The sequence below is a fragment of the Sphingomonas sp. Leaf339 genome, from assembly GCF_001426195.1.
In the GTDB taxonomy this organism is placed as follows: Bacteria; Pseudomonadota; Alphaproteobacteria; order Sphingomonadales; family Sphingomonadaceae; genus Sphingomonas.
On sequence record NZ_LMRS01000001.1, the window covers coordinates 708,110 to 733,147 of the forward strand.

Annotated in this window: 25 protein-coding genes; 21 read left to right on the forward strand and 4 right to left on the reverse strand. The window is 66.1% G+C overall.

The window, feature by feature from the left end; all coding sequences use genetic code 11:
- Nucleotides 1–18 precede the first annotated feature (18 nt).
- The 4 genes from ftsA (at nucleotide 19) to ASG67_RS03260 (ending at nucleotide 6,432) form a co-directional block, all read left to right on the forward strand.
- On the forward strand, nucleotides 19–1,284 hold the full coding sequence (gene ftsA, locus ASG67_RS03245; RefSeq protein WP_056525123.1) for a cell division protein FtsA: 1,266 nt from the start codon (nucleotides 19–21) through the stop codon (nucleotides 1,282–1,284).
- Between the two features lie 102 nt (nucleotides 1,285–1,386).
- Complete coding sequence (gene ftsZ, locus ASG67_RS03250; protein WP_056525126.1) at nucleotides 1,387–2,919, forward strand: cell division protein FtsZ; 1,533 nt, start codon at nucleotides 1,387–1,389, stop codon at nucleotides 2,917–2,919.
- 184 nt (nucleotides 2,920–3,103) lie between these two features.
- Nucleotides 3,104–5,254 (forward strand): SPOR domain-containing protein, encoded by a 2,151-nt coding sequence (locus tag ASG67_RS19330; RefSeq protein WP_056525129.1) that lies wholly within the window; start codon nucleotides 3,104–3,106, stop codon nucleotides 5,252–5,254.
- Entirely contained in the window at nucleotides 5,251–6,432 is a 1,182-nt protein-coding gene (locus ASG67_RS03260; RefSeq protein ID WP_235535023.1) for a deoxyguanosinetriphosphate triphosphohydrolase, read from the forward strand. Before ASG67_RS19330 ends, ASG67_RS03260 begins: the two co-directional genes overlap by 4 nt.
- Nucleotides 6,433–6,517: 85 nt before the next feature.
- Here ASG67_RS03260 and ASG67_RS03265 read toward each other — a convergent pair whose 3' ends face one another.
- Nucleotides 6,518–6,811, reverse strand: coding sequence for a hypothetical protein (locus ASG67_RS03265; RefSeq protein WP_056525132.1), 294 nt, complete (start codon nucleotides 6,809–6,811; stop codon nucleotides 6,518–6,520).
- A gap of 191 nt (nucleotides 6,812–7,002) precedes the next feature.
- Between ASG67_RS03265 and argS the strand changes: the two genes are divergently transcribed.
- From argS to tatC, 6 genes are read left to right on the forward strand one after another with little or no spacing between them, the layout of a single operon-like run.
- Nucleotides 7,003–8,727: an arginine--tRNA ligase gene (gene argS / locus ASG67_RS03270; protein WP_056525135.1), complete on the forward strand. Its 1,725-nt coding sequence runs from the start codon at nucleotides 7,003–7,005 to the stop codon at nucleotides 8,725–8,727.
- Entirely contained in the window at nucleotides 8,727–9,458 is a 732-nt protein-coding gene (locus ASG67_RS03275) for an SPOR domain-containing protein (RefSeq protein ID WP_056525137.1), read from the forward strand. Before argS ends, ASG67_RS03275 begins: the two co-directional genes overlap by 1 nt.
- 25 nt (nucleotides 9,459–9,483) lie before the next feature.
- On the forward strand, nucleotides 9,484–10,485 hold the full coding sequence (nagZ, locus tag ASG67_RS03280; protein ID WP_056525140.1) for a beta-N-acetylhexosaminidase: 1,002 nt from the start codon (nucleotides 9,484–9,486) through the stop codon (nucleotides 10,483–10,485).
- Between the two features lie 58 nt (nucleotides 10,486–10,543).
- The gene (locus ASG67_RS03285) at nucleotides 10,544–10,783 is read left to right on the forward strand and encodes a twin-arginine translocase TatA/TatE family subunit (protein WP_056525143.1); all 240 of its coding nucleotides are present in this window, start codon (nucleotides 10,544–10,546) and stop codon (nucleotides 10,781–10,783) included.
- A gap of 29 nt (nucleotides 10,784–10,812) precedes the next feature.
- The gene (tatB, locus tag ASG67_RS03290; RefSeq protein ID WP_056525146.1) at nucleotides 10,813–11,226 is read left to right on the forward strand and encodes a Sec-independent protein translocase protein TatB; all 414 of its coding nucleotides are present in this window, start codon (nucleotides 10,813–10,815) and stop codon (nucleotides 11,224–11,226) included.
- On the forward strand, nucleotides 11,223–11,987 hold the full coding sequence (tatC, locus tag ASG67_RS03295) for a twin-arginine translocase subunit TatC (protein ID WP_056525149.1): 765 nt from the start codon (nucleotides 11,223–11,225) through the stop codon (nucleotides 11,985–11,987). The genes tatB and tatC overlap by 4 nt, the downstream gene beginning before the upstream one ends.
- Before the next feature lie 69 nt (nucleotides 11,988–12,056).
- On the opposite strand, the gene ASG67_RS03300 is transcribed toward tatC, so the two are convergent.
- The 3 genes from ASG67_RS03300 to ASG67_RS19335 all read right to left on the reverse strand — a co-directional run bounded on the left by ASG67_RS03300 (nucleotide 12,057) and on the right by ASG67_RS19335 (nucleotide 14,356).
- The gene (locus tag ASG67_RS03300) at nucleotides 12,057–12,191 is read right to left on the reverse strand and encodes an entericidin A/B family lipoprotein (RefSeq protein ID WP_056525152.1); all 135 of its coding nucleotides are present in this window, start codon (nucleotides 12,189–12,191) and stop codon (nucleotides 12,057–12,059) included.
- A gap of 246 nt (nucleotides 12,192–12,437) precedes the next feature.
- Entirely contained in the window at nucleotides 12,438–14,018 is a 1,581-nt protein-coding gene (locus ASG67_RS03305) for a sensor histidine kinase (protein ID WP_056525155.1), read from the reverse strand.
- A gap of 17 nt (nucleotides 14,019–14,035) precedes the next feature.
- Nucleotides 14,036–14,356, reverse strand: a complete 321-nt coding sequence (locus tag ASG67_RS19335; RefSeq protein WP_156460611.1) for a NepR family anti-sigma factor — start codon at nucleotides 14,354–14,356, stop codon at nucleotides 14,036–14,038.
- A 70-nt stretch (nucleotides 14,357–14,426) separates the two neighbouring features.
- Between ASG67_RS19335 and ASG67_RS03315 the strand changes: the two genes are divergently transcribed.
- From ASG67_RS03315 to ASG67_RS03360, 11 genes are all read left to right on the forward strand, one after another.
- Entirely contained in the window at nucleotides 14,427–15,230 is an 804-nt protein-coding gene (locus ASG67_RS03315; protein WP_056525158.1) for a response regulator, read from the forward strand.
- 55 nt (nucleotides 15,231–15,285) lie between these two features.
- Nucleotides 15,286–15,423 carry a hypothetical protein gene (locus ASG67_RS19150; protein WP_056525161.1) on the forward strand — a complete coding sequence of 46 codons (138 nt, stop codon included), beginning with the start codon at nucleotides 15,286–15,288 and terminating at the stop codon, nucleotides 15,421–15,423.
- A gap of 122 nt (nucleotides 15,424–15,545) precedes the next feature.
- Nucleotides 15,546–16,193: a sigma-70 family RNA polymerase sigma factor gene (locus tag ASG67_RS03325; RefSeq protein ID WP_056525165.1), complete on the forward strand. Its 648-nt coding sequence runs from the start codon at nucleotides 15,546–15,548 to the stop codon at nucleotides 16,191–16,193.
- Nucleotides 16,194–16,215: 22 nt separating this feature from the next.
- Nucleotides 16,216–16,383: a hypothetical protein gene (locus ASG67_RS18700; protein ID WP_156460612.1), complete on the forward strand. Its 168-nt coding sequence runs from the start codon at nucleotides 16,216–16,218 to the stop codon at nucleotides 16,381–16,383.
- Nucleotides 16,384–16,453: 70 nt separating this feature from the next.
- Entirely contained in the window at nucleotides 16,454–19,123 is a 2,670-nt protein-coding gene (locus ASG67_RS03330) for a bifunctional [glutamine synthetase] adenylyltransferase/[glutamine synthetase]-adenylyl-L-tyrosine phosphorylase (RefSeq protein WP_056525168.1), read from the forward strand.
- Nucleotides 19,123–19,578, forward strand: a complete 456-nt coding sequence (locus ASG67_RS03335; protein WP_056525171.1) for a peroxiredoxin — start codon at nucleotides 19,123–19,125, stop codon at nucleotides 19,576–19,578. The genes ASG67_RS03330 and ASG67_RS03335 overlap by 1 nt, the downstream gene beginning before the upstream one ends.
- Entirely contained in the window at nucleotides 19,578–20,369 is a 792-nt protein-coding gene (locus ASG67_RS03340; RefSeq protein ID WP_056525174.1) for a ferritin-like domain-containing protein, read from the forward strand. Before ASG67_RS03335 ends, ASG67_RS03340 begins: the two co-directional genes overlap by 1 nt.
- 107 nt (nucleotides 20,370–20,476) lie before the next feature.
- Nucleotides 20,477–21,181, forward strand: coding sequence for a M23 family metallopeptidase (locus ASG67_RS03345; RefSeq protein ID WP_056526415.1), 705 nt, complete (start codon nucleotides 20,477–20,479; stop codon nucleotides 21,179–21,181).
- A 76-nt stretch (nucleotides 21,182–21,257) separates the two neighbouring features.
- Entirely contained in the window at nucleotides 21,258–24,407 is a 3,150-nt protein-coding gene (locus ASG67_RS03350) for an intermembrane phospholipid transport protein YdbH family protein (RefSeq protein ID WP_235535024.1), read from the forward strand.
- A 29-nt stretch (nucleotides 24,408–24,436) separates the two neighbouring features.
- Nucleotides 24,437–24,610, forward strand: a complete 174-nt coding sequence (locus ASG67_RS03355) for a YnbE family lipoprotein (RefSeq protein WP_235535025.1) — start codon at nucleotides 24,437–24,439, stop codon at nucleotides 24,608–24,610.
- Nucleotide 24,611: 1 nt separating this feature from the next.
- The gene (locus ASG67_RS03360; RefSeq protein ID WP_056525179.1) at nucleotides 24,612–24,989 is read left to right on the forward strand and encodes a YdbL family protein; all 378 of its coding nucleotides are present in this window, start codon (nucleotides 24,612–24,614) and stop codon (nucleotides 24,987–24,989) included.
- Nucleotides 24,990–25,038: the final 49 nt, after the last annotated feature.

A 25,038-nucleotide genomic window follows, 5' to 3' on the forward strand; every position in this document is an offset into this window, starting at 1 on the left:
CGTTGGGGGGACTAAGACATGGCCAAGGTAGCGCCCGAAGGACTGATCACCGCGCTCGACATCGGCTCGTCCAAAGTGTCGGCGATGATCGCGACGCGTGGTGACGGCGGCGAGCTGATCGTGCTCGGCACCGGCCAGCGCGAAAGCCGCGGCGTCAAGCGCGGCTACATCGCCGACATGGCCGCCACCGAGGCAGCGGTACGAGAAGCGGTGGAGCAGGCCGAACGCATCGCCGGCCTCAACATCGAGAATGTCTGGGTCGGCTTCTCTGCTGGCGGGCTGGTGTCCGACGTCGCCGAAGTCGAATTCGAACTGGGCGGCCACCGCGTCGAACAGGGCGATATCGACGCGCTGCTGGCCGCCGGTCGCCAGTCGATCGATCCGCAGGGTCGCATGGTGCTGCACGCCCAGCCCGCGCTCTACACGCTCGATGGCCTGACCGGCGTGAAGAAACCGCTGGGCCTTCATGCAGACCGGCTGGGCGTCCACATCCACGTCGTCGCCGCAGATGGATCGCCGGTACGTAATCTGGATCTCTGCGTCCGTTCCGCGCATCTTGAGGTGAAGTCGATCATCGCCTCGCCCGTCGCCACCGGCCTCGCCTGTCTTAGCGAGGAAGAGCGCGAACTGGGCGTCGCGCTAGTCGAGATGGGGGCAGGGATCACCAACGTGTCGCTGTTCGCCGGCGGCATGCTGGTCGGCCTGTGTTCGCTGCCGATGGGCGCGGCGGACATCACCGACGATATCGCCTCGGCTTTCGGCACGCGCCGGCAACAGGCGGAGCGGATGAAGTGCTTCCACGGCTCGGCCAACGCCTCGCCGCGCGACAATCACGACATGATCCCGGTCATGCCGATCGCTGCCGAGGACGACGAACATGCCGGCATGCAGATCACCAAGGCGCAGTTGATCGGCGTGATCCGCCAGCGGCTGGAACACCAGATGGCCGAGGTGCGAAAAGCGCTGACTCAGTTGAAGTTCGAAGGGCCGGTGGGCCGTCAGGTGGTGCTGACCGGCGGCGGTGCCGAATTGAAGGGCGTAGCCGATTACGCGCAACAGGCGCTGGGTCGTTCGGTACGGCTCGGTCGCCCGCGCGGATTGACCGGTCTGCCGGAGGCTCACGGCGGCCCCGCCTTCGCGACGCTGGCAGGTCTCGCTTTTTACGCGGCGACCGATCCTATCGATCTGCGGGCGGTGGCACCCGCCGGGCAGACCGTGCATCGCCCCAGCAAGGGTATGGGGCTGTTCCGCAAGTTGATCCAGGCAGCGCGCGCAAATTACTAGACGCGCTTTTCGGCTGGCGGCGCGCGCCATGTCGGGTAAAAGAGTTCTTAAGGTCCCGGACAGGCGCATCATGATTTCGGGTACGGCGGAGACATATTGGCGATGAGCATCGAATTCCTGGCACCCGAAGTGGATGAGCTGACCCCGCGTATCGCGGTGATCGGCGTGGGCGGCGCCGGCGGCAACGCCATCGCCAACATGATGCGTGCCGATGTGCAGGGCGTCGACTTCCTGGTCACCAACACCGACGCGCAGGCGTTGAAGTCGTCGACCGCGCCGCACAGGATTCAGTTGGGCGCCAAGATCACCCAAGGGCTTGGCGCCGGTAGTCGCCCCGAAATCGGTCGCGCCGCCGCCGAGGAGACGATCGACCAGCTCGCCAAGCTGCTAGAGGGTGCTCACATGTGCTTCATTGCCGCCGGCATGGGTGGTGGCACCGGCACCGGCGCCGCGCCGGTGATCGCCAAGGCGGCCCGCGACATGGGCATCCTGACCGTCGGTGTCGTCACCAAGCCGTTCGCGTTCGAGGGCAATCGCCGCGCCAAGTCCGCCGAGGGCGGGATCGAGGAACTGCAGAAGTACGTCGATACGCTGATCGTCATCCCCAACCAGAACCTGTTCCTGATCGCCAACGCCAACACGACGTTCAAGGAAGCGTTCGAAATGGCTGACGAGGTCCTGCAACAGGGCGTTCGCGGCATCACCGACCTGATGGTAATGCCCGGCCTGATCAACCTCGATTTCGCCGACGTCCGTTCGGTGATGCAGGAGATGGGCAAGGCGATGATGGGCACTGGTGAGGCATCCGGCGACAATCGCGCGCTGGAAGCCGCGCAGAAGGCGATTGCCAACCCGCTGCTCGACGGCGTGTCGATGCAAGGGGCCAAGGGCGTCATCATCTCCATCACCGGTGGCGACGACATGCGCCTGCTGGAGGTCGATGAGGCCGCGAACCATATCCGCGATCTGGTCGATCCTGACGCGAACATCATCTGGGGCTCTGCGTTCAATCCCGATCTTGAAGGCAAGATCCGCGTGTCGGTGGTCGCCACCGGTATCGAGGCGATCGAGCGGCCGATGGCTCCCGCCGCCCCCGCCGGGACTTCGACCAGCTTCAGCTTCGGCGGCCCGCGCCGTTCCGACGAAACGCCGTCCTTCCGTCCGAGCACTGAGCCGGCCGCTGTTCAGCCGGCACCCGCACCGACGCCAGCCGCACCGCCCGCCGCCGCCGCTGCGCCGGCCGATTCGTCGGGTGATGGTGACGAGCTGGTCTTGGGTGCCGACACGATCGTGACTCCGCCGGCACCGCCGCCCGCCGCCCCGGCGGTGCCTCGCTATGCCGACGCCGTCCCGGTTCCGGCACCGATTCCTGCACCGGCGACGGCCGCCGCGCCGACGCTGGGCGCACCGATGCCGGCGGCCGACGAAGGCGGTATGCGTCGCCGCTGGATTGCCCCGGGCAACGACGTGCCGGCTGCCGCCGAGCCGGCCGCTGCGCCGCGGGTAAAGCTGGGTGGGACGTTGTTTGAACGGATGTCGAACGCCGCGCGCGGTGCGGCGCGTGAGGATGACGATAAGCCGGCCGATCCGCCGGTCGACATCCCGCGTTTCCTGCACCGCCAGAACAACCAGTAACGGTTCTATCGCTCGAATGTACCTGCCCCCACGTCGACCAACAGTCGGCGTGGGGTTTGTCCACGGCGATTGATCCTTCCATCGTTACGTACGTCATTCGCCGTCCGCACCCCCCGCTTCGTCGCGGGGCCGGATGTCGGGCATTGCCGGTTCAGCGCTGTTCGGCTGTAGCGACCGAGGTCTCATGAAACTGCCGATCTCCTCCGCCCTTGCCGTCATCCTGGCGATGGCCGCCGCCGCCCCGCCGCTTGTTGCTCAGGAGGTGGTCCAGCCGCTTGGTCTGACCGATGCCGATCTGCTCGCCACCCAGATGCGTCAGATCGCCGCCAATCCGCGCGATGTGAATGCGCTGGCGCAGGCGGGCGAACTGTCGATCAAACTTGGCGATCTCAGCGCCGCCGCCTCGCTGTTCGCGCGCGCCGACAAGATCGATCCCCGCAACCCCCGCGTGAAGGCCGGCATGGGATCGATCCTGGTCCGGTCGGAACGGCCGGGCGAGGCGTTGCGGTTCTTCGATCAGGCGGAGAAAGCCGGTCTGTCGCCCAGCCGGTTCGCCGCGGATCGTGGACTCGCCTATGATCTGATCGGTCAGCAGGATCGGGCCCAGCGCGATTACCGTACCGCGCTGGCCAATGGCAGCGACGACGAGACGATCCGCCGCTACGCGCTGTCGCTGGGCATTTCCGGTCGACAGGCACAGGCGCTGCAGCAGCTCGACCCGCTGGTGCGAAAACAGGATCGGGCGGGCTGGCGGGCTCAGGCCTTCGTCTTGGCGATGAACGGCGACACCGCCGCCGCCGCCAAGATCGCGACGACTATGATGCCCGCGGGCATGGCGCAGGGGCTTGCCGCTTTTTTCCAGCGGCTGCCGACCCTTTCGCCGATCGATCGCGCTTTCGCGGTGCACTTCGGCGAAATCTATCCCACGCCCGAGCGCTTGGCGGATGCGAAGCTGATCCCCGCGCTGCCGGCCTTCGTCCCCGACACCGTTGCACCGCCGGTGCAGGTGGCCGCGGTGACACCGGTGGTCGATCGCCGCCGCGATAGCCGGTCGCGGAACACGCGCAATACCCGACCCATGGTCGCGGCTGCGCCGGTTGTCACGGCCCAGCCTTCAACCAATGCTGCTCAGGTGGCGGCAGCACCGATAACGGGCGCGCCGGTCGTGGCTATGTCGACACCGACCACGGTTGCGCCGGCATCCGCTGTACCGACCCCCGCTGCACCAACCCCCGCTGCACCGACCCCCGCTGCACCAACCATCGTCATGGCCGCCCCGCGCGCCGTCGTGCAGCCGGTGCCGCAGCAACCCGTGTCTCGCCCCGTCGAGGTCGCTGCTGCGATCGTCTCAGCCCGCACTGTCGATCGCGTTGCCCCCGTCCAGTCCAGCGCGGCGACGCAGCGCGCCGATTCGGTCTTGGCGCGGATCGTCGCCAGCCTGTCGATTCCCGCATCCGAACTGGGCATCGTCGAGCCAGAGCGCGCCGTGACTAACACGGCGGCACCCACCTCCGACGCCGGCCGCCGCGTCGTCGCCGAGGCATCCGCCAAGGAAGCGCGCGATACCCAGGTCCGCCGCGTCGTCGCCGCCAAACTGACTGGTGATGCCAAGGCTGACGACATCACCCCGAGCCGAACTGGCCGTCGAGCGGTCGTGGCCGAGGTCGAGCCGGTCCCCATGACCGCCGCCGGCCGCCGTGCCGCTGCTCGCAAGGCGGCGGCCGCGGCCAAGGAAGAGGCTGCGCTGGCGGCCGTCGCCGATGTCGAGCCAGTGCCGAAGACAGCCGATGGCCGGCGCGCCGCCGCGCGCAAGGCGGCGGCTGCCGCCAAGGAAGAGGCGACCCTGGAAGCGGCGGACGTCGAACCCGTGCCCAAGACGGCTGCCGGTCGTCGGGCCGCTGCTCGCAAGGCCGCGGCGGCGGCGAAGGAAGAAGCTGCAGCACAGACGCTCGCCGAACGCCGTGCCGCCGCTCGCGTCGCGCTGGCCGACAAGAAAAAGGGCTCCGAGGTCAAGGCGCTGGCCGACAAGGCCGCCGCCGAGAAGAAGGCGGCCCGCGCCAATCCCGCCCGCGTCTGGGTCCAGGTCGCCAGCGGTGCGAACGAAGGCGATCTTGCCAAGGCATGGACGGGTGCAAAGGCGAAGGCGCCGGCGGTGCTCGGCACGCGCGGCGGCTACACCCTGCCGTTCCGCGCCACCAACCGCGTCCTGACCGGTCCGTTCAAGACCGACGCCGAGGCCCGCGCCTTCGTCAATCAGCTCGCCAAAAAGGGTGTGGCGGGCTTCCCCGTCACGACCGAGGCGGGTCAGCAGGTCGCTCGTCTGCCGGGCAAGTGACGGCGCCCGCCACGATCGTCCGCGCGTCCTACGCCGCGGACCCGGCTTCCAGTCGCGGCCGATTGCATGACGAAGAGGGGGATGGCGTGCGCGGCCCCCGCGACGCGTTCCAGCGCGATCGCGACCGGGTGATCCACTCGATCAGCTTCCGCCGCCTGCGCCACAAGACGCAGGTGTTCATGGCACCCGATGGCGACCATTTCCGCGTCCGCCTGACGCACAGTATCGAGGTAGCGCAGATCGGCCGGGCCATCGCCCGTGCGCTCGGTCTGAACGAGGATCTGACCGAGGCCTTGTGCCTCGCGCACGATATCGGCCATCCGCCGTTCGGTCATGCCGGCGAGGATGCGCTGAAGGCGGCGATGGCGACGGCGGGCGGCTTCGACCATAACGGGCATACGTTGCGCACCCTGACCGAGATCGAGCGTCCTTATCCGCTATGGAATGGCCTGAACCTCAGTTGGGAAACGCTGGAGGGGCTCGCCAAGCACAACGGTCCGGTTCGCCATCCCGGCTGGGCATTGGCGGCGGCGAATGCGGCGTTCCCGCTCGATCTGGCGGGCTGGTCCTCGCTAGAGGCACAGGTCGCGGCGATCTCCGACGACATCGCATATGATAATCACGACATTGACGATGGCCTGCGCGCCGGTTTGCTGACGCTCGATCAATTGATGGCGCAGCCCCTGGTCGCGCGGACCTGGGTCGCGGTACGCGCGCGCTTTCCGACCGTCGATGAAACCCGGTTGGCCCGCGAATTGATCCGCAGCCAGATCGGCGAGATGGTGACCGACCTGATCGCCGAAACGCAGCAGCGGATCGCCGACAGCGGCGTGACGAGCGCCGATGACGTGCGGCAGGCAGGCAGGGCGCTGGTCGGCTTTTCCGATAGCCTCCGTGTCGAGGAACGCGACCTCAAGCGCTTCATGTACGCCAACCTCTATCACCACCCCCGCCAGTTGGAGGCGGCCGAAGCGGCGCACCGCATCGTCACCGGATTATTCGCGGTCTATGCCACGCGGGCGGATACCATCCCGATCGAATGGCGCGATCGCCTGCCCGATCAGGAGCCTGCGCGCAGCCGGCATATCGCCGATTTCATCGCCGGCATGACGGATCGCTACGCCATCGCCCGCTATCGTGAACTGATCGGGCCGATCGACCTGCCCGAAGGATTCTGATCCATCCGCATCGGGATAAGCGAGATACGAAAAGGGCCTCCCCGGCATGATACCGGGAAGGCCCTTTCGTCAGACTGATGATCGCTTAGCGGCCAATGGCAGCCATACCGCCGGCAGCGCCACGTGCTTCCGACGTACGGAACGCAACGTTCGTGTTACCCGACGTACCGGTGACGCGACCATCCTTCACCACGAGGCGGAACGGCGCATTGCCGGGCAGGCGATGGCCGCTGATGACCTTGCGGCCATTATCGTCGGACGTCTTGTACACGTAGGTGTAACCCTCGTGCTGGAAGCTCTGCTCGCCCTCGGCGGCCGACACTGGCGTCGCGGCGGTGAAGATGATGGCAGAAGCGGTCAGGAAAATGGCAGTACGCATGATCGTGTTCCTCGCTGGAAGGGCGTGGCGCCCGATCAGGTCCTCTTTATGTCGTTAAACGCACAAATATTGCGGTGCAGCATGCCTGACAATTGCAAAGGTCCGGGATTGCGATTGCAGAAGATGCATCCGCATTTGAGCCGCGTCGGCTTTACCGCTAGATGCCCCGCTTTCGATCATCCGGAACAGCCATGACGCTTTACACCCGCTTCGCCGCGCATATCGATGCGGCGCTCGATACGTTGACGACGGCGGGCGTGCTGCCGGCCGGGCTCGATCGCCGCAACGTGACGGTCGAACCGCCGCGCGACGCCAGCCATGGCGATCTGGCGACGAACGCGGCGATGGTGCTGGCCAAGCCCGCCGGCGTGAAGCCGCGCGATCTGGCGGAGCAACTGGCGGCCGAACTGACCAAGCTGGACGATGTCGCCCGTGTCGACGTGGCTGGCCCCGGTTTCATCAACATGATGCTGACCGACGATAGCTGGCGCGCCGAACTCGCCACCGTCCATGCCGCCCGCGCCGATTATGGCCGCTCGACGACGGGTGAGGGCATCACCGTCAACATCGAATATGTGTCGGCCAACCCGACCGGGCCGATGCACATGGGCCATTGCCGCGGCGCAGTGGTCGGCGATGCGCTCGCCAACCTGCTCGAATTCGCCGGCAACAAGGTGATCCGCGAATATTACGTGAACGACGCTGGCGGTCAGGTCGATGTCCTCGGCCGTTCCGCGCATGTCCGGTATCGCGAGGCGCTCGGCGAAACCGTGACCATCCCTGAGGGCCTGTATCCCGGCGACTATTTGGTGCCGGTGGGTCAGGCGCTCGCAGCCGAATACGACGATCGCTACGTGGCCGCGCCTGAGGCAGAATGGCTGCCCCTGTTCCGCACGCGTGCGGTGGCCGCGATGCTCGTCCTTATCCGCGACGATCTCGCCCTGCTCGGCATCCACCATGATCTGTTCTCGTCCGAGGCCGAGTTGCAGGCCGCCGGCAAGCCCGAGGCGGCCGAGGCGGAACTGCGCGCGCGCGATCTGGTCTATGACGGCGTGCTGGAAGCGCCCAAGGGCGAAACCCCCGACGATTGGGAGCCGGTTGAGCTCCCCCTGTTCCGCTCGACACAGTATGGCGACGATCAGGATCGCCCGATCAAGAAGTCGAACGGCCAGTGGACCTACTTCGGCGCCGACCTCGCTTATCACTATCAAAAGGCACAGAGCGCCGATCAGTTGATCGACATCTGGGGCGCCGACCATGCCGGCACCGTCAAGCGGATCGTCGCGGCCGTCGCGGCGCTGACCGGCGGCAAGACGCGGTTCGACGTGAAGCTGATCCAGATGGTCCGCCTGCTCCGCGCCGGTGAACCGGTGAAGATGTCGAAACGGTCGGGCAATTTCGTGACGTTGGCCGACGTCGTCCGCGAGGTTGGGCGCGACGTCGTCCGCTTCACGATGCTGACGCGCCGCGCCGATGCGCAGATGGATTTCGATTTCGCCAAGGTGGTCGAGGCATCGAAGGACAACCCTGTCTTCTACGTCCAGTATGCGCATGCCCGCATCGCCTCGCTTCACCGCCGCGCCGCCGAGGCGGGGATCGCGGAGGGCGAGGCCGATCTGTCCCGCCTCGGGACGGAGGAACTGACGCTGGTGAAGCTGCTCGCCCAGTTCCCGCGCATGGTCGAAACCGCCGCATCGACGCGCGAACCTCATCGCATCGCTTTCTATCTCTATGACTTGGCGGGCGCCTTTCACGCGCTGTGGAATGTCGGCAACGATCGCCCCGATCGTCGCTTTCTGGTGGTTGAAGACGCTGATGCGACGCGGGCACGGCTTTTCTTGGCGGCCGGCGTAGGGCAGATAATCCGCAACGGTCTGGCGATCATGGGCGTCGAAGCCGTTTCGGAGATGAATTGATGGCCGACGACAGGCATATCCGCAACGAAGACCGGCTTCCCTGGCTGGAAACGGTGGATGCGGAGGACGAGGAGTCCTCCGCGCCGATCATCCGCATCATCGCGCTGGTGCTGGTCGGTCTGGCCGTGCTGGCCGGCATCGTTCTCGCCGTCCTGACCTTTCGCGGGCGTGAGGCATCCGGCACCGGCCAGTTGATCCCCGCCGCGACCACCGCCTACAAGGTGCGGCCAGAGGAACAGGGTGGCCTGAAGGTAGAGGGCGAGGGCGACAGCGCCATCGCCACCAGCGCCGGCAAGGCAGCCGGCACCGGCGCGATCGATCTAGGCGCCGTACCGGAAGCGCCGATCGACACCACGCGTGCGCGTCCCAACGCCACCGCGACCGACGACGAGGGCAGCCGCAATGCGGTGGCCGATGTGCCGGCCCGCAGCGGCAAATTGGTCGCCGCCGCGCCGCTGACGTCCTCGCGTCCCGCTGGTCAGGGTCAGTCGACGGGCGGAACGATGGTGCAATTGGGCGCCTATCCCAGCGAAGCGGTGGCCAACGAATCATGGGGCCGCTTCGCCAAACGCTTCGGCTATCTCGCCCCGCTACCCAAGGCGGTCCAACCGGTCGCGCGCGGCGGCAAGACGCTCTATCGCCTCCGGGTCGATGCCGGCAACGCCAATCAGGCCGCCGATTTATGCGGTCGCCTCCGGGTCGCGGGCGAGGCGTGCTTCGTCGCCGGTTGACCATGCTTGCGGAGCGTAGCCCGATATGACCCCGATGATCGTCGGGCTGGACGGCCCGACGCTGTCACCGGTGGAGCGCGCCGCCTTCACGGCGTCGACGCCGACGGGCTTCATCCTGTTCGCCCGTAATGTCATCGATCCAATCCAGCTGCGGGCGCTGACCGACGAACTGCGGATGCTGACCGGACGGGAAAATTTGCCAATCCTGATCGATCAGGAGGGTGGTGCCGTCGCGCGGCTGCGGCCGCCGGAATGGCCAGATTTCCCGGCGCCAGCTCGTTTCGCCGCGTTGTACCAACAGGCGCCGATGTCGGCGATCCAGGCGATGCGCGCCAATGGTGAGGCGATCGGGCTGACGCTGGCGGCGGCCGGCATCACGATGAATGCTGCGCCAATGCTCGACCTCGCCTATCCTGGCGCCGACCCAGCACTGGCCAATCGGGCGTTGGGGGCCGAACCAATGCAGGTGGCGGCACTGGGACGGGCGACGCTGGAAGGGATGGCGACCGCTGGCGTGACCGGTATCCTGAAGCACATGCCCGGCCATGGCCGGGCGACCGTCGATCCCCATCACGCGCTGCCCGTCATCACCGCGACGGCGGCAGAACTGGATCGCGATGTCGCCCCGTTTCGGACGCTGGCACAGGCCCGTGCGGGTATGACGGCGCATGCGGTTTTCACCGCCTGGGATACAGCGCAACCGGCAACGCTGTCACCGATTGTCATCGACAGGGTGATTCGTGGTGCGATCGGGTTCGATGGATTGTTGGTGTCCGACGATCTCCACATGAACGCACTTACGGGTAATCTTGTCGATCTTGCGGTCGCTGCGGTCGCGGCCGGATGCGACCTCGCGCTCTGCTGCCGGGCGACGCCGGATGAAATTGCGATCTTGGCTGCAGCCTTGCCGCCCATGTCCGCTCGATCCGAGCGACGCCTGCAAGATGCGATATCGACCCGGCCTAGTGACCTTCCCGATCCCGCCGCGGCGATCGCGCGCTGCAACGCATTGCTCGCTCTGGCATGACGCTGGAAATGCCCTCGAATAGCGCCTAGATGGATCATCAGCTTCAGGAGTACGCACCATGGGCAGTTTCAGCCCGATTCATCTGCTCGTTCTCGCCGTCGTCGCCATCTTGCTCCTGGGCGGCGGTCGATTCTCCAGCCTGATGGGTGACGTCGCCAAGGGTGTGAAGAATTTCAAGAAGGGCATGGCCGAACAGGACGACGATGCAGCGGCCAAGCCGGCTAAGCGTATCGAAGCCCAGACCCGCGCCGAGCCCGCATTCGATCGCGAAGCCGATCGCGCGCGCGACGACCGCTGATTCTGCTCTATCGCTGAGGCGCGTCCCGAATGTTTGATATCGCGCCGCAGGAGCTGCTGCTCGTTGCCGCCGTCGCGCTTGTCGTAATCGGTCCAAAGGATCTTCCCAAGGCGATGCGTGTCGTCGGCTATTGGGTTGGACGTGCGCGCGGCGTCGCGCGTCAGTTCCGGTCCGGCTTCGACGCCATGGTGCGCGAAGCGGAGCTGGAAGAAATGGAAAAGAAATGGGCGGCGGAGAACGAACGGATCATGCGTGAGCATCCGGCACCGTCCGACGATCCCGACGCCATACCGGATCGCGGGTTGCCCGCCGATCATGTCGATCATGAACCGACCCCCGCCACGCATCCAACGGCGGCGGAACAACCGATAATGGTTGAGAAGCCGGAAGTGTCGCCCGCCACGAAGGTGGAACCCGGCCGCTCCGAAGGTGCCGCCTCGTGAGCGAGATCGATGAAAGCCGTGCGCCGCTGCTCGATCATCTGATCGAACTTCGCCGCCGCCTGCTGATGTGCATCGCTGCGCTGGTCATCGCGTTCGCGATCGCCTTCTATTTTTCGGAATCGATTTTCGCCTTCCTCGTCCAGCCGCTGCTGGCGGCCGGGCAGGGGACGGTGATCTACACCGAGATTTTCGAGGCGTTTTTCGTCCAGGTGAAGGTCGCGTTCTTTGCGGCGATGATGATCGCGTTCCCGGTGATTGCCAACCAGTTGTGGCAATTCGTCGCGCCGGGTTTGTATCGCAAGGAGAGGCGGGCGCTGCTGCCGTTCCTGCTGGCGACGCCGATGCTGTTCATCCTTGGCGCCGCAATGGCCTATTATGTCGCCATTCCGATGGCGCTGCACTTTCTGCTTGGCTTCGATGGTGTCGTCGGCGGCGTGAAGCGAGAGGCGTTGCCGGCGATCGGCAATTACCTGTCGTTCATCATGCAGTTCCTGTTCGGCTTCGGCCTGTCATTCCTGCTCCCGGTCCTGCTGATGCTGCTGGAACGCGCCGGCATCGTGACCCGCAAGCAACTCGTGTCGGCACGGCGCTATGCGATCGTCGGCGCGTTCGCGATCGCGGCGGTATTGACGCCGCCGGATATCGGATCGCAGCTTCTCCTCGCGATCCCGCTCTGCATTCTTTACGAAGCGGCCCTGATCGGCATCTGGTTCACCGAACGCCGCCGCGCCCGCGAAGTTGAAGAGCTCGAGGCCGAATAGCAAACGGGCTCCGGTGTCTATGACACCGGAGCCCGCGATCCCGAATTGACCGGGCTCGGCCTTGATGGCTTACTTTGCGTCGTCTGCGGTCTTGGCCACCGTCTTGCCGGCCGAACTCACGTCCTTGCCCGCGCCCTCGATCGTGTTGCAGGCCGAAACCAGCAATGCGCCCGCGACCACTGCGAAACCAACGAACTTACGCATAAAAACCTCCTGAAGGCGAAACTGCCGAAGTGAGCAATGTTCGACCCAGCCGATCGTTCCACCTACGGACCAATGGCGAGGCCACGCCTAAAAGTTAAAGGCCCGAAAACTCGACCGGGGGGGGAGGGTCGATGTTTCCGGGCCTATGACGTGGACCGCGAGAGCGGGGGGGCATAAATTCGCGGTCCGCAGTTAAAACGGCCGTGATAAAAACGGGTTCCAGCCGAGATCGAGAATTTTTTGCCGTCAGTCTCGACCGATCACGGCGAAGGCGATTTCATATGCGCCTGTTAGTGGATCGTGATGCAGCTTTGCTCGCAACTGGCGGGACAGTCCCTCCATCACGCGGCCGTACCGGGTGCGTGCAAGGTCTTGTAACAGGTCGCCATCCACCAGAGCACGGGACACGACCCGCAACGTTGCACGATCTTCCTGATCGCTCGGCTTAACCGATACGCGGATCTGCGCCGACGGATCGCAGGACGAGGCCAACTCGATCATCTCGGTGACCAGAAAGGCCAGCGCGACCGCCACGTCCTGATTGACCAGATAGGCATCGACGTCCAGCGAGATGCCGATCGCCTGCGCCCGCTCGGAGGCCGTGGCGCGGATGTTGGACGCCAGTTCGCCGATCATCGTCCGCAGGTTCAGGCCGCGATGTTCCTCAAGCTCAGCGAAATGGTGACGATGTACGACCGCCAACGCATCGACACGCCGCTGGATCGACGCATAGGCGGCAGAGGCATCAGGGCTGCGCGCGCCACGGGCGTGAAACGCGATCAGGCTCGAGATGACCTGCAGGTTGTTCTTGACCCGGTGATGGACTTCTCGCGTCAGTTTCGTCTGACGCCGCAGCCCTTCTTCCAGACCCGCCTCATGTGCTGCGACTGTTTGGCTGATCGCCTTGAATGTCTCGCCCAATTCACGGATTTCTTGAGCTGGCAGGCTGGTCGCTCTTGCATCGATGACCTGACCGGGCGTGAACGCCGCCACGCTGGCGCGCAGATGACGCAGCGGCCGGAGTAGAAGGCGATCCACCACGAACCACGCGATCCCCGCGGCTGCCGCCCACATCAATAGCGGCAGCATCAGCGCGATCACCAGTGACGACGTAATCGGCGCACTCGGCACCTGAGCCGCTAGGACCAGTCCACCGATGCCCAACTCCGTCCGCAACGTCTCCATGCGACGCAACGGACCGTCATCCGGAATCGTCTCCAATTCCAGAACCGTACCGCCATCCACCAACGTGCTGGCGAACGTCGTGGCCCGGCTGGTCGGACGACCGAGCCGACGCAAAAACTGCTGCGGAAAAAACGCACGGGCCATGATGTCGGTCCGCGCTTCACCGAACGACAGGACGACGCCCTGATCCGGCACGATCGCCGCATCGATTGGCAGGTCCGAATCCTCGGTTCGCACCGAAGGCAGTAATTCGCCGCATAACAGACGACCACGCCGGTCGGTGATGGCAAACCGCGCACCGGCCGATGCCTGCTGCGCAAAGACGCCCTTGGTGCGGGCGCAACTAGGCGCATCGGCCGGGTCGGCCCCCAACGCGTCCACTGCCACTCGCAGCGCCGTCATATCGCCGATCAGTTCGATGGCGATCGATCGCGCGCTCTCCGTCGCCGCGATTCTTAGACGCGCCCGCGCCTCTGAATCGGCTAGCCGCGTCGTCTGCAGCGTGGCGACGACCGCGATCAACGCCAACGGCAGCAATGCCGCGCTCAAAATCAGGAATAGTTTGGCGCCCGTCGGAATGCGGTCAAGACCGGAACGACGTTCGGCGGGAGCGACGGAGATGGGGTCGGGTACATCTGACACGGGCGTGCTGCCCGGCGTCAGGTCAATTTGCCGAGCAGATCGAGCAGATCGTCGGGCACGCTTTCATCCACCGTCTTCTGATAGACGGAGCGCAATGCGGAGCCCATGACCCGGTCCTTGTCGGAGACAACGGCTTTCCTGGTATCCGGCGTCTTTTTGATCTTATCCTGACCCAAGATTCGCGTCTTTCCCCCAGATACCGCCAGAACGCGACGGCCACGCAGTATGCCGCCCTTTGTAGCGCGACGTGAACAACGGCATGAAACCAAAAATCGTCTCGATGGTTCCCACATCAGTACGAAAAACCGGACAGATACCGGATTGCCGTATTCGATCATTTGGCGTTGCATCATTTTCGGGCTCGCGCGTTAAGCCCGACAGATACGTTTCAGGGAGTTTTCATCGAACATGTCGCTCGGACAGCAACTCGCACCGCACCTTCCCTTTTTGCGGCGTTATGGCCGGGCGCTCACGGGCAGCCAGAGCCATGGCGACAAGTACGTCCGCGCCACGCTCGAGGCGATCGTCGCCGCGCCGGACCAGTTCCCTCGCGATGTTGATCCGCGTTTGGGCCTGTACCGCATGTTCCAGGGCATCTGGTCGTCGGCCAATTACGACGAGATGGAAGATAATCTGGGCAGCGAGCTGGCCGGTGCCGAAGCAGTGACCCGCGCGCGCCTGTCGCGCATGACGCCACTGTCTCGTCAGGCGCTGTTGCTAACCGCCATGGAAGGCTTCTCGCCTGAGGATGCGGCGTACCTGATCGACGTTGATGCAGACGAGGTCGACCGGCTGGTCGCCGAGGCGCTGTCGGAAATTGAGAACCAGACCCGTGCTCGCGTGCTGATAATCGAGGACGAACCGATCATTGCGATGGATATCGAAACGATCGTCCGCGACCTGGGCCACGACGTCACCGGCGTCGCGGTCACGCGTGATGAGGCGGTCGGCCTGGCCATGGAGGACCGCCCTGGTCTGGTGCTGGCCGACATCCAGCTGGCCGATGATAGTTCGGGTATCGATGCGGTGAAGGACATCCTGGCCGAATTCGAAGTGCCCGTCATCTTCATCACCGCCTTCCCGGAACGTCTGCTGACTGGCGAGCGTCCCGAGCCGACCTTCCTCATCACTAAGCCGTTCCAGCGGTCGACGGTGAAGGCGGCAATTAGCCAGGCGCTGTTCTTCGACCAGACGACGGTGCCGGCCGAATAAACCGCTCGGCTGAAACCGTTGCGGAGCTAAAACGACATTGGGAGGTTAAGGCTTCATGACTGATCCAGAACATCCGGCACATCTGACCGGAGAAGAGGCGCGCGCTGGTGCCACCCCGCATATGACGCGCTATATCCTCCCGATCTCGTTGGGACTGATCATCGTGATCTTCGCGGTGATGGTGTTTCGCTGACGGATCGCCGCCCCGCGCGACCTTTGTGAATGTTGCTTCATTCGAACGGGTTGGAAAGCGGGGCGGCAACGCCTACCTTGGCGCAACGCAACTCGTGCGCCGCGCCTCATGATCGGACAAGAATGACACAGCCCATGCTGCGTGACGATGACGCGGACGAGCAGGACATCGTACCGGTCGAACACGTTTCGTTGTCCGACCCTGAATTCAAGAAGCAGTTGGCGCAGGTTATCCCGCACCTTCGCGCCTTTGGTCGTTCGCTCTCCGGCAGCCGCGATTTGGCGGACGATTTGGTGCAAGAAACGCTGTTGAAGGCTTGGGCCGCTCGCCAGCGGTTTCAGGCTGGCACCAACATGCGCGCCTGGACCTTTATCATCCTGCGCAACCTGTATCTGTCGCAAATGCGCCGCGCTCGTTTCAAGGGCGAGTGGGACGATCTTGTCGCCGATCGCATTCTTGCGGCGCCGGCTAGCCAGGACCGCCACGTCGAATTGGGTGATATGCAGCGCGCGCTGATGCACCTGCCGCAGCCACAGCGCGAAGCCTTGATCCTCGTTGGCGCGGGTGGCTTTGCGTATGAAGAAGCAGCTGAGATCTGCAACGTGGCGGTTGGCACGATTAAAAGCCGCGTCGCCCGCGGTCGCGTCGCTCTCGAAGCATTGTTGACCAACGGCGCCCTGCCGTCACGCCGCGATCATGAGGTCGACAGCAGCAAGACAGCGCTCGATTCGATCATGGGCGATGTGGACCAACTTAGCCGCGGACGTTGAGGTTATTGTCGTCGCGTCATAAATGATGGCGCGACGCGGACCCATCCAGTCGACGGAGCAGTTCGATCATGTCGGCGGGCAGATCAGCGGCTGTATAGGCGTTGAGCAACGCACCACCAATCGTGGCATAGTCGCGCGGGCGTCGGACGAATTGCTCGCCGCCGTCTCGTTCGATCACAAGGCTTGCTGACCATGACATGCCGCCTTAAACGTACGGGCGGCGCTTTCGTTTCGTCTAGGTCCGCATCTGTGACGATCGCATGACAATTGCGCAGGTCCACGCCGGCCTCCCCGATGCACTGGACCGCGCGATCAAATGGTCGCCTTTTCTGGCGATGCTGGCGACGCGAGAGCCGCGGGTCGCCGACGCGGCTAGGGCAGGGCGGCTGCTACTCGATACCGACGATCTGCCACTTGACTTGCCGGTAGCAGTCCGTCTCCGCCGCCGCCGCCGCGCGCTCGCACTGGGGATCGCGCTGGGCGATCTGGCGGGCGCTCTCGATCTGACTGCCGTTACCGGTGCGCTGACCCGATTCGCCGACGACGCGCTCGGCACCGCCATCCGCGCCGCCATTACCGAGCGATATCCCGGCGAGGAGCCGCGCGGTTTCGCCGCGATTGCGCTCGGCAAACAGGGATCCGGCGAGCTCAATTATTCATCGGACATCGATCCTATCCTGCTGTTCGATCCCGAAACATTGCCCCGCCGCGCCCGCGAGGAGCCGGAGGAGGCCGCCGTCCGCATCGCCCGGCGCGTCGTTGAATTGCTGCAGGCCCGCGATGGCGAAGGGTATGTCCTTCGCGTCGATCTGCGCCTGCGCCCATCACCAGAGGTGACGCCGATCGCCCTGCCGGTGAACGGCGCCATCGCCTATTACGAAAGCCAGGCATTGGCATGGGAGCGGGCCGCCTTCATCAGAGCGCGCGCCGCCGCTGGCGATCTGGAATTGGGCCGCCGTTTCCTTGCGGCGGTGCGGCCATTCGTCTGGCGGCGCACACTCGATTTCGGCGCGGTCGGCGAAATCCGCGGCCTGTCCGCGCGCATTCGCGACCATCACGCGCAAGGGCAGGCGTTCGGCCCCGGCTACGATCTGAAGCGCGGCCGGGGCGGCATCCGCGAGGTCGAATTCTTCGCGCAGATTCACCAGTTGATCCATGGCGGTCGCGATGCCGCCCTGCGCGCGCCCGCGACACGTAACGCGTTGGAGGAACTGGCGATCGCCGGCTCGATCGACGTCGACGATGCCGCCGCGCTGTCATCCGCCTACACGCTGCTGCGGACCATCGAACACCGCGTGCAGATGGTCGACGACCGGCAGACGCACCACCTGCCGCTGGCCGGCGAACCGCTCGACCAGGTGGCGACGCTGCACGGTCTGGCGGACGGCGATGCCCTCCTCGACTTGCTGCGCCCGCACGTCGAGCGGGTCGGCCGAGTGTATGACGCGCTAGACGATCGCCAGCGCCCGGCATTGTCGCGCGATCCGGAAACGCTCGCCCCCGCACTGGCGGCGGCGGGCTTCGACCCGGCCACGACCACCCAACGAATTGCCGCATGGCGCACCGGCACTTATCCCGCCCTGCGCAGCCCGCCCGCCCGTGCCGCGCTGGAGGCGGTGCTGCCGACGCTGGTCGAAGCGCTCGGCGGCGCACCTGATCCGGATCAGGCACTGCGCCGGTTCGACACGATGCTGGAGCGAATGCCCAGCGCCATCAACATCTTCCGCCTGCTGGAGGCGCGACCGGGTCTCGCCGATCTGCTCGTCCGGCTGTTGTCGCACGCGCCGCCGCTGGCTGACGAACTGGCGCGCCAGCCAGCGCTGCTCGACGGCCTGATCGATGCGACCGCGCTGGATGGGGTCGGAGAGGTCACCGCCCTCGCCGAAACCATGCGCGGTGGTGATGTCGCTGATTACAGTGCGCGGCTCGACCATGTCAGACGGATCGTCGGCGAGGCGCGCTTCGCGCTGGGCGCTCAGATCGTCGCCGGTACTGCCGATCCGCTCGCCGTCGGGGCGGGTTATGCCCGTGTCGCAGAGGCGGCGGTGGCGGTGCTGGCGGAGGCAACGGTGGCCGAATTCGCGCAAACGCATGGCCGCGTGCCGGACAGTGAGTTGGTGATCCTCGCGCTCGGCCGACTGGGCGGCGGCGTGCTGACGCATGCCTCCGATCTCGATCTCGTCTATCTGTTCACTGGCGATTTTGCCGCCGAATCGGATGGCACCAAGCCTCTCGGCGCGACGCTCTATTACAACCGGCTCGCGAGCCGGGTGACGGCGGCGCTGTCCGTCGCGACGGCGGCGGGGCAGCTCTATGCCGTCGATACGCGGCTGCGGCCATCAGGCACGCATGGCCCGCTCGCCGTGACGCTCGACAGCTTCGCGCGTTATCAGCGCGGGGACGCCTGGACGTGGGAGCATATGGCGCTGACCCGCGCCCGCGTCGTCTTCGGTTCAGCCGCCGCCCGCGCGGCGACCGACGCGATCGTCGTGGATGTCTTGGGCGGCAACCGGCCATCGCGCGACATCGTCGCAGAGGCCAGGACGATGCGCGCCGACGTCGCCCGTCACAAGCCGCCCGCCGGCCCGCTCGATGCCAAGCTGCTGCCCGGCGGCCTCGTCGATCTGGAATTCACCGTCCACGCCCTGCAACTGTCGCACCACACTGCGCTGGTCCCCGATCTCGGCACCGCGATCGATCGGCTGATCGACAGTCAACGGCTGCCGCCGACGATGCGCGCCGCGTATGATCTGCTGACCCGCCTGCTGATCACGATGCGGCTCGTCGCGCCTGATGCCGCGCCGCCCGCCGATGCCACCCGCGCGCTGGTCGCAACCGCGCTCGGCCTGCCGGACTGGGCCGCGGTGGTTGCCAGTCTTGATACGGCGCGGCAGGAGGTCGCGGCGGCGTGGTCCGCGCTGGAGGCATGATGAACATTGGCGATCCCGTTCCCCCGGTCCGCGTAACGAAACCGGACGGCGAACCGCTCGATCTGGCGACGATGCCGCTGCCGCTGGTCGTGTATTTCTATCCCAAGGATGACACGTCGGGCTGCACACGCGAGGCGCAGGATTTCTCCGCGCTCGCCGCCGATTTCGCCGCTGCCGGCGTCACCGTACTCGGCCTGTCGAAGGATTCGCCCGCCGCCCACATGAAGTTCACCGCCAAGCACGCGCTCACCGTCGCCTTGGCCAGCGATGAGGACGGCACTGCCTGCGAGGCATTCGGCGTCTGGGGCGAAAAGCAGATGTACGGCAAGACCTATATGGGCATCGAGCGCGCCACCTTCCTGTTTGGCATCGACGGCACGCTGGGGCAGGTGTGGCGCAAGGTGCGCGTGCCCGGCCATGCCGAAGCGGTGCTGACGGCGGCGCGGGCGGCGTGATGCAAACGGTGGGGGAGGCGTGCCGGGCGGTCCTGCTCGCCGCCGACCCGCCGCTGAAGATCCGCACCGCGCGGGCCGTGGCGCGGGCATGGCGGCGTGGCGACCTGCGCCACGATTTCGATGCTACGATGCCCGATCAACCGGCCCGCCCGGCCTCGCCCGAATTGCTGCCGCCCAACCGCATGCCGAAACGCGGCGGCGGATCGGAACGCGGCCGGATCGCACTGCTTCACGCACTGGCGCATATCGAATTTTCCGCGATCGATCTCGCCTTTGACGTGGCGGGCCGCTTCGGCGCGCAGTTTCCTCGCAGCTTCGTCGACGACTGGCTATCGGTCGGCGCGGACGAGGCGATGCATTTCGCCATCCTCGATCGGCGATTGCGCGTGTTGGGATCAGGCTATGGGGCCTTGCCCGCGCATGTCGGCCTGTGGGATTCGGCAGCGGCAACCGCGCACGATGCTGCCGCCCGGCTCGCGGTCGTGCCCATGGTGCTGGAGGCACGCGGCCTCGACGTCACGCCCGACACCGTCACCCGCTTCCGGATCGCCGGTGACGAACCGAGCGCCCGCATCCTCCACCGCATCTACACCGACGAGATTCGCCATGTCGGTTTCGGCGCCAAATGGTTCGGATTCCTGTGTGCAGCGGGCGATATCGCCCCCGCGCCGCACTGGCAGATGCTGGTCCGCCGCTACTTTCGCGGTGTCGTTAAGCCGCCGTTCAACGATTCGGCGCGCGCCCGTGCCGGTCTGACGCGAGAGTTCTACGCGCCTCTTGCCGCCGACTGAACATTCCGGCCACACATCATCGTGTTGGAACGCGGTGGGGCTGCGAATCAGCTTGGATGGTCGGGTCGATCCCCGAACGGGAGATCGGCGATGTTGTGCGGGGTTCGATGAACAAGCATTTCCTTTCGGCCATGTTGGTCTTCTCGACGATCGCCACGCCGGCTCTGGCTGCCGACGAGCCGGCCACAGCCCACACCGTTGCTGGCAAGCCCGCCACCGGCGGCGAGTACATTCCGATCCCCAGTGCCGAAGCGACCGCCGACCTGAAGGCGGACCGTCAGTTCAAGACGCTGTTCCAGACCTGGAAGAGCTTCGATGGCGGCCTCGGTAAGGGCGCGATCGCGATCCCCTCGGTCCACCCCGTCGCCAAGCTTCAGTTCACCAGCAATTTCGGTATCCGCTCCGATCCGTTCCGCGGCACCGCCGCGATGCACGCCGGGGTCGATATCCCTGGTCCGATCGGCACGCCGATCTATGCGACCGCCGACGGTATCGTATCGCACGCCGATCGTCAGGGCGGCTATGGCAACCTGGTTGAGATCAACCACGGCAAGGGCATCGCGACCCGCTACGGCCATCTGTCGAAGATCCTCGTCAGCGATGGCGCCCGCGTCACCCGTGGCCAGTTGATCGCGCTGATGGGCTCGACCGGCCGCTCCACCGGCTCCCACCTTCATTACGAAGTCCGGATGGATGGCCACGCGGTCAACCCCGTGCCCTTCCTGACCAACGCCGATTACCTGCTCGCCGCACAGGACCACAGCGTCGGCCAGATTCCTGTCTCCACTACCGGCCCTGCCCCGCTCGACTAAACCGCAGGATCGATTGCCGCCGCCCGCCGCCGTCCTTATGGGATGGTGATGAGCGTTGGAATAACGGCAGGAATGCGTGGACGAGACTGACGACCACGCACCGTTGCCGGAGCCATCACCTTACCGGAAACGCCGTCTTGCGTTGGCGGCGGCCTTGTCGCTCTCCACGGTGCTGGGCATTTTGTGGATCGAGCGTCGGCCGATCCTCACCCATTTCGTCGATCGCGAACTAAGCCGGCGACAAGTGCCGGCGCGCTATACGGTCGCCGATCTCGGCATTGGCCGCCAGCGGCTGACCAACGTCTCGATCGGCGATCCCGCCAACCCCGACCTAACCGCCGACTGGGTGGAGACGCGCGTCGCCCTGTCACCATCGGGGCCGTACCTGGTTGGTGTATCCGCCGGCCATGTCCGCCTCAACGGCAAGCTGGTCGATGGCAAGGTCTCGCTGGGCGCGATCGATCGGCTCCTGCCGCCATCATCCGGCAAGCCGTTCGCGCTGCCGTCCCTGAACGTCGACGTCGAAGACGCACAAATCCGCCTCGCGACCCCGGCCGGTGCCGTCGCACTGGCGGTCACCGGCAGGGGCAAGCTGGACGACGGTTTCGCCGGTCGCGTGCGGCTGGCCGCACCACGACTGTCGACCGGTCCCTGTATCGCGACCGGCACCACTGCCTCGATGCAGGTTCGGATCACGCGAGAGCAACCCCATCTCGTCGGCCCCGTCCGCGCTGCCCGTATCCAGTGCGATACCATTACTGTCATCGCAGCCCGCGCCGATCTGGATGTCGCGCTGAGCGCCGCCCTCGATCGCTGGCAAGGCGAGGCACAGATCGCCACCGCTGGCATCTCGACGACGGGCGCCCGCATCGCCGCCACGCACGGCCAGCTGACATTCGGCGGCACCACGCAACAGATCGACGGCACGATCTTCGCTACCGCTGATCGGCCACGGCTGATGCAGGGCAGTGCGGGTCAATTGACGATCGATGGCCGTTATCAGATCGGCACCCACCCGCATTTCACTGGCCGGGCCGCCATCACCGCCGGTGCCATCGATCCCTTGCTGCTTCGACAGGTCACCTCATGGCACGATGCGGCGGCAGGAACACCGCTGGCGCCGCTGGTCGCAAAGGGCGCCGCCGCCGTCGCCGCCGCCGGTCATCGCTTCGACGCGGTGGCCGATCTGCGGGCGTCCCCCAAGTCGCTCGCCCTGTCCCGCATCGCGATCGACACGGCCAGCGGCGCGCGGCTCACGCAATGGGGGGCGACCGCGATCGACCAGACCGGCGTCCGCCTCGACGGGCAGTTGATCGTCGGGGGCGGGGGCCTGCCCGGATTGCGCGTCTCACTGTCACAGGCAATGGTCGGCGCGCCCATCCGCGGCCGCGCCATCGTCGATCCCTATACCGCGGACACTGCCCGCCTCGCGCTGTCGCCAGTCACCTTCTCGGCCACTCCCGGCGGCGCGACGCGGATCGCGACGCACGCGACCTTGTCCGGCCCGATCGGCAACGGTCGCGTCGATGGCCTGACCGCACCGATCTCCTTGTTCTGGGACGGCCACCGCCATGTCGTCGTCAATCCGTCCTGCACGCCGGTGACGATCGACGCGCTGACGCTCGCCGGCCTGACGCTCGATCCCGCCCGATCGACTCTGTGCCCGACCGGCTCCGCGCTGGTGACGCTGGATGGCAACCGTCTCGCCGGTGGCGCCCGGCTTGCCGCCACGACCCTCACCGGACGCCTCGGCGGCACGCCCCTGACGCTGACGATCGCCGGCGGGGAAGGGCGGTTGGGTAAACCGGGCTTCACCCTCGCCAACGTCGCCGCCCAACTCGGCAGCCCCGATCGCCTTTCCCGACTCGACATCGCCACGCTGACCGGCACGGTGGCGAGCGGCCGCGTGACCGGCCAATACGACGGCGCCGGCGGCCAGATCGGCAATGTCCCGCTGATCCTGTCGGCGGCGTCGGGCGACTGGACGCTGGCCGGCGGCACCCTCGCATTGACCGGCGCGCTCACCGTATCGGATCAGGCGACTGTCCCTCGCTTCCGCCCGCTCGCCGCCCGCGATGTGGCACTCACGCTGGCGGGCGACCGCATCGACGTCACCGGTACCCTGCACGAACCGACAACCGGCACTCGCGTCGCGAACGTCGCCATCCTCCACCGGCTGTCGAGCGGCACCGGCACCGCTGATCTTGCGGTCCCCGCGCTGGCGTTCGGCGACGGCTTCCAGCCTGATCTGCTGACGCCGTTGACCTTCGGTGTCGTCGCCGATGTCCGCGGCACCGTCGACGGCACTGGCCATATCGCCTGGAGCCCGGCCGGCGTCACCAGCACCGGCGATTTCGGCACCGCCGCGCTCGATCTCGCCGCCGCGTTCGGCCCGGCGATGGGGATCGCGACGCGCGTGCGGTTCGACGATTTGCTCGGCCTGCATACGCCGCCGGGTCAGGTTGCGACGATCCGCACCGTCAATCCCGGCATCGCCGTGCAGGACGGCACCGTGAACTACCAATTGCTCGGCCCGGCGCAGGTGCAGGTGGAGGGTGCTCGCTGGCCCTTTGCGGGCGGTGCTCTGACACTCGATCCGTCCCGCCTGACCTTCGACGGCACCAGCGAGCGGCGATTGACCTTCCGCGTCGATGGAGCTCGTGCCGACCAGTTCCTGCAACAGTTCGACGTCGACAATCTGAACGCCACCGGCACCTTCGACGGCGTTCTGCCGATGATCTTCGACGAATCCGGCGGCCGGATCGAAAACGGTCAACTCGCCATGCGTGAGGGCGGCGGCACGATCGCCTATGTCGGTGCGCTGGGGCAGGAGCAGCTCGGCGTCTGGGGCGATCTCGCCTTCCAGGCGTTGAAATCACTGCGTTATCGCAGCCTCGCGCTAACCCTGAACGGCCCGCTCGCGGGCGAGATGGTCACCGACGTCCGGTTCGCCGGGATCAGTCAGGGGCAGGGGGCAAAATCGAATTTCCTCGTCCGCCGCCTGCAGAAGCTGCCCTTCATCTTCAACGTGCGCATCAAGGCGCCGTTTCGCGGCCTGCTCGATTCGGCGCAGTCCTTTTACGACCCCCGCCGCCTGATCCAGCGCAACCTGCCCGCCCTTCTCGAACAACAGCGCCGCGCGGGGCAGGCGCACCCGCCGACGATCTCGATCCCGACCCTGCCGACTCCCGCCATTCAGCCTTCAGCAAGCGAGACCATGCGATGAACCGTTTCAGGTTGACGACGATGCGAACAATGACGATCCTCATGCTGGCAGGTGCGACCGTGACGACCGCTGGATGCGTGAACGTCACCGCGCCCGACAAGCCGATCGTGATAAACCTGAACATCAGTGTGACGCAGGAAGTGGTGTACCGGCTCGATAATGAGGCGAAGACACTGATCCAGCAGAACCCGGGGATTTTCTGACATGAAGACCAAGGCCATCCTGATCGCCGCCGCGGCCCTGACCATCGGCTTGTCCGCTACCGCCTGGGCACAGCGCGATCCCGCCTATGCCGCCGCGCGCGCCACGGGGCAGGTGGGCGAGCAGGCGGACGGCTATATCGGCCTTGTCGGCGCCGGCTCGGCCGATCTGCGCGCGGTGGTCGCGAACATCAACATCCAGCGCAAGTCGGCCTACACGCAAAAGGCGTCGGCCAGCGGTGCGACGGTCGAGCAGATGGCCTTCACCAGCGGCTGCAACCTGATCGCGCAGACCGCGCCGGGGGAAAAGTACCGCACGCCCGATGGCGTCTGGGCGACCCGGACGGCCGCCGCGCCGACTCGCGATCCTCGCTGCGTCTAGACGGTCGCGCGATCCCGCATGACGGCGCGATTGCTGTCATGCGGTTGAC

What these genes read in the sequence shown, in the direction of transcription:
- ASG67_RS19150 (WP_056525161.1), top strand. Translation starts at nt 15,286, where the DNA reads ATGACTGATCCAGAACATCCGGCACATCTGACCGGAGAAGAGGCGCGC.
- ASG67_RS19330 (WP_056525129.1), top strand. Translation starts at nt 3,104, where the DNA reads ATGAAACTGCCGATCTCCTCCGCCCTTGCCGTCATCCTGGCGATGGCC.
- ASG67_RS03275 (WP_056525137.1), top strand. Translation starts at nt 8,727, where the DNA reads ATGGCCGACGACAGGCATATCCGCAACGAAGACCGGCTTCCCTGGCTG.
- ASG67_RS03330 (WP_056525168.1), top strand. Translation starts at nt 16,454, where the DNA reads ATGACAATTGCGCAGGTCCACGCCGGCCTCCCCGATGCACTGGACCGC.
- ASG67_RS18700 (WP_156460612.1), top strand. Translation starts at nt 16,216, where the DNA reads ATGATGGCGCGACGCGGACCCATCCAGTCGACGGAGCAGTTCGATCAT.
- ASG67_RS19335 (WP_156460611.1), bottom strand. Translation starts at nt 14,356, where the DNA reads ATGATCGAATACGGCAATCCGGTATCTGTCCGGTTTTTCGTACTGATG.
- ASG67_RS03285 (WP_056525143.1), top strand. Translation starts at nt 10,544, where the DNA reads ATGGGCAGTTTCAGCCCGATTCATCTGCTCGTTCTCGCCGTCGTCGCC.
- ASG67_RS03315 (WP_056525158.1), top strand. Translation starts at nt 14,427, where the DNA reads ATGTCGCTCGGACAGCAACTCGCACCGCACCTTCCCTTTTTGCGGCGT.
- ftsZ (WP_056525126.1), top strand. Translation starts at nt 1,387, where the DNA reads ATGAGCATCGAATTCCTGGCACCCGAAGTGGATGAGCTGACCCCGCGT.
- nagZ (WP_056525140.1), top strand. Translation starts at nt 9,484, where the DNA reads ATGACCCCGATGATCGTCGGGCTGGACGGCCCGACGCTGTCACCGGTG.
- ASG67_RS03325 (WP_056525165.1), top strand. Translation starts at nt 15,546, where the DNA reads ATGACACAGCCCATGCTGCGTGACGATGACGCGGACGAGCAGGACATC.
- ftsA (WP_056525123.1), top strand. Translation starts at nt 19, where the DNA reads ATGGCCAAGGTAGCGCCCGAAGGACTGATCACCGCGCTCGACATCGGC.
- ASG67_RS03300 (WP_056525152.1), bottom strand. Translation starts at nt 12,191, where the DNA reads ATGCGTAAGTTCGTTGGTTTCGCAGTGGTCGCGGGCGCATTGCTGGTT.
- ASG67_RS03355 (WP_235535025.1), top strand. Translation starts at nt 24,437, where the DNA reads ATGACGATCCTCATGCTGGCAGGTGCGACCGTGACGACCGCTGGATGC.
- tatB (WP_056525146.1), top strand. Translation starts at nt 10,813, where the DNA reads ATGTTTGATATCGCGCCGCAGGAGCTGCTGCTCGTTGCCGCCGTCGCG.
- ASG67_RS03340 (WP_056525174.1), top strand. Translation starts at nt 19,578, where the DNA reads ATGCAAACGGTGGGGGAGGCGTGCCGGGCGGTCCTGCTCGCCGCCGAC.
- ASG67_RS03265 (WP_056525132.1), bottom strand. Translation starts at nt 6,811, where the DNA reads ATGCGTACTGCCATTTTCCTGACCGCTTCTGCCATCATCTTCACCGCC.
- ASG67_RS03360 (WP_056525179.1), top strand. Translation starts at nt 24,612, where the DNA reads ATGAAGACCAAGGCCATCCTGATCGCCGCCGCGGCCCTGACCATCGGC.
- argS (WP_056525135.1), top strand. Translation starts at nt 7,003, where the DNA reads ATGACGCTTTACACCCGCTTCGCCGCGCATATCGATGCGGCGCTCGAT.
- ASG67_RS03345 (WP_056526415.1), top strand. Translation starts at nt 20,477, where the DNA reads ATGAACAAGCATTTCCTTTCGGCCATGTTGGTCTTCTCGACGATCGCC.
- ASG67_RS03335 (WP_056525171.1), top strand. Translation starts at nt 19,123, where the DNA reads ATGAACATTGGCGATCCCGTTCCCCCGGTCCGCGTAACGAAACCGGAC.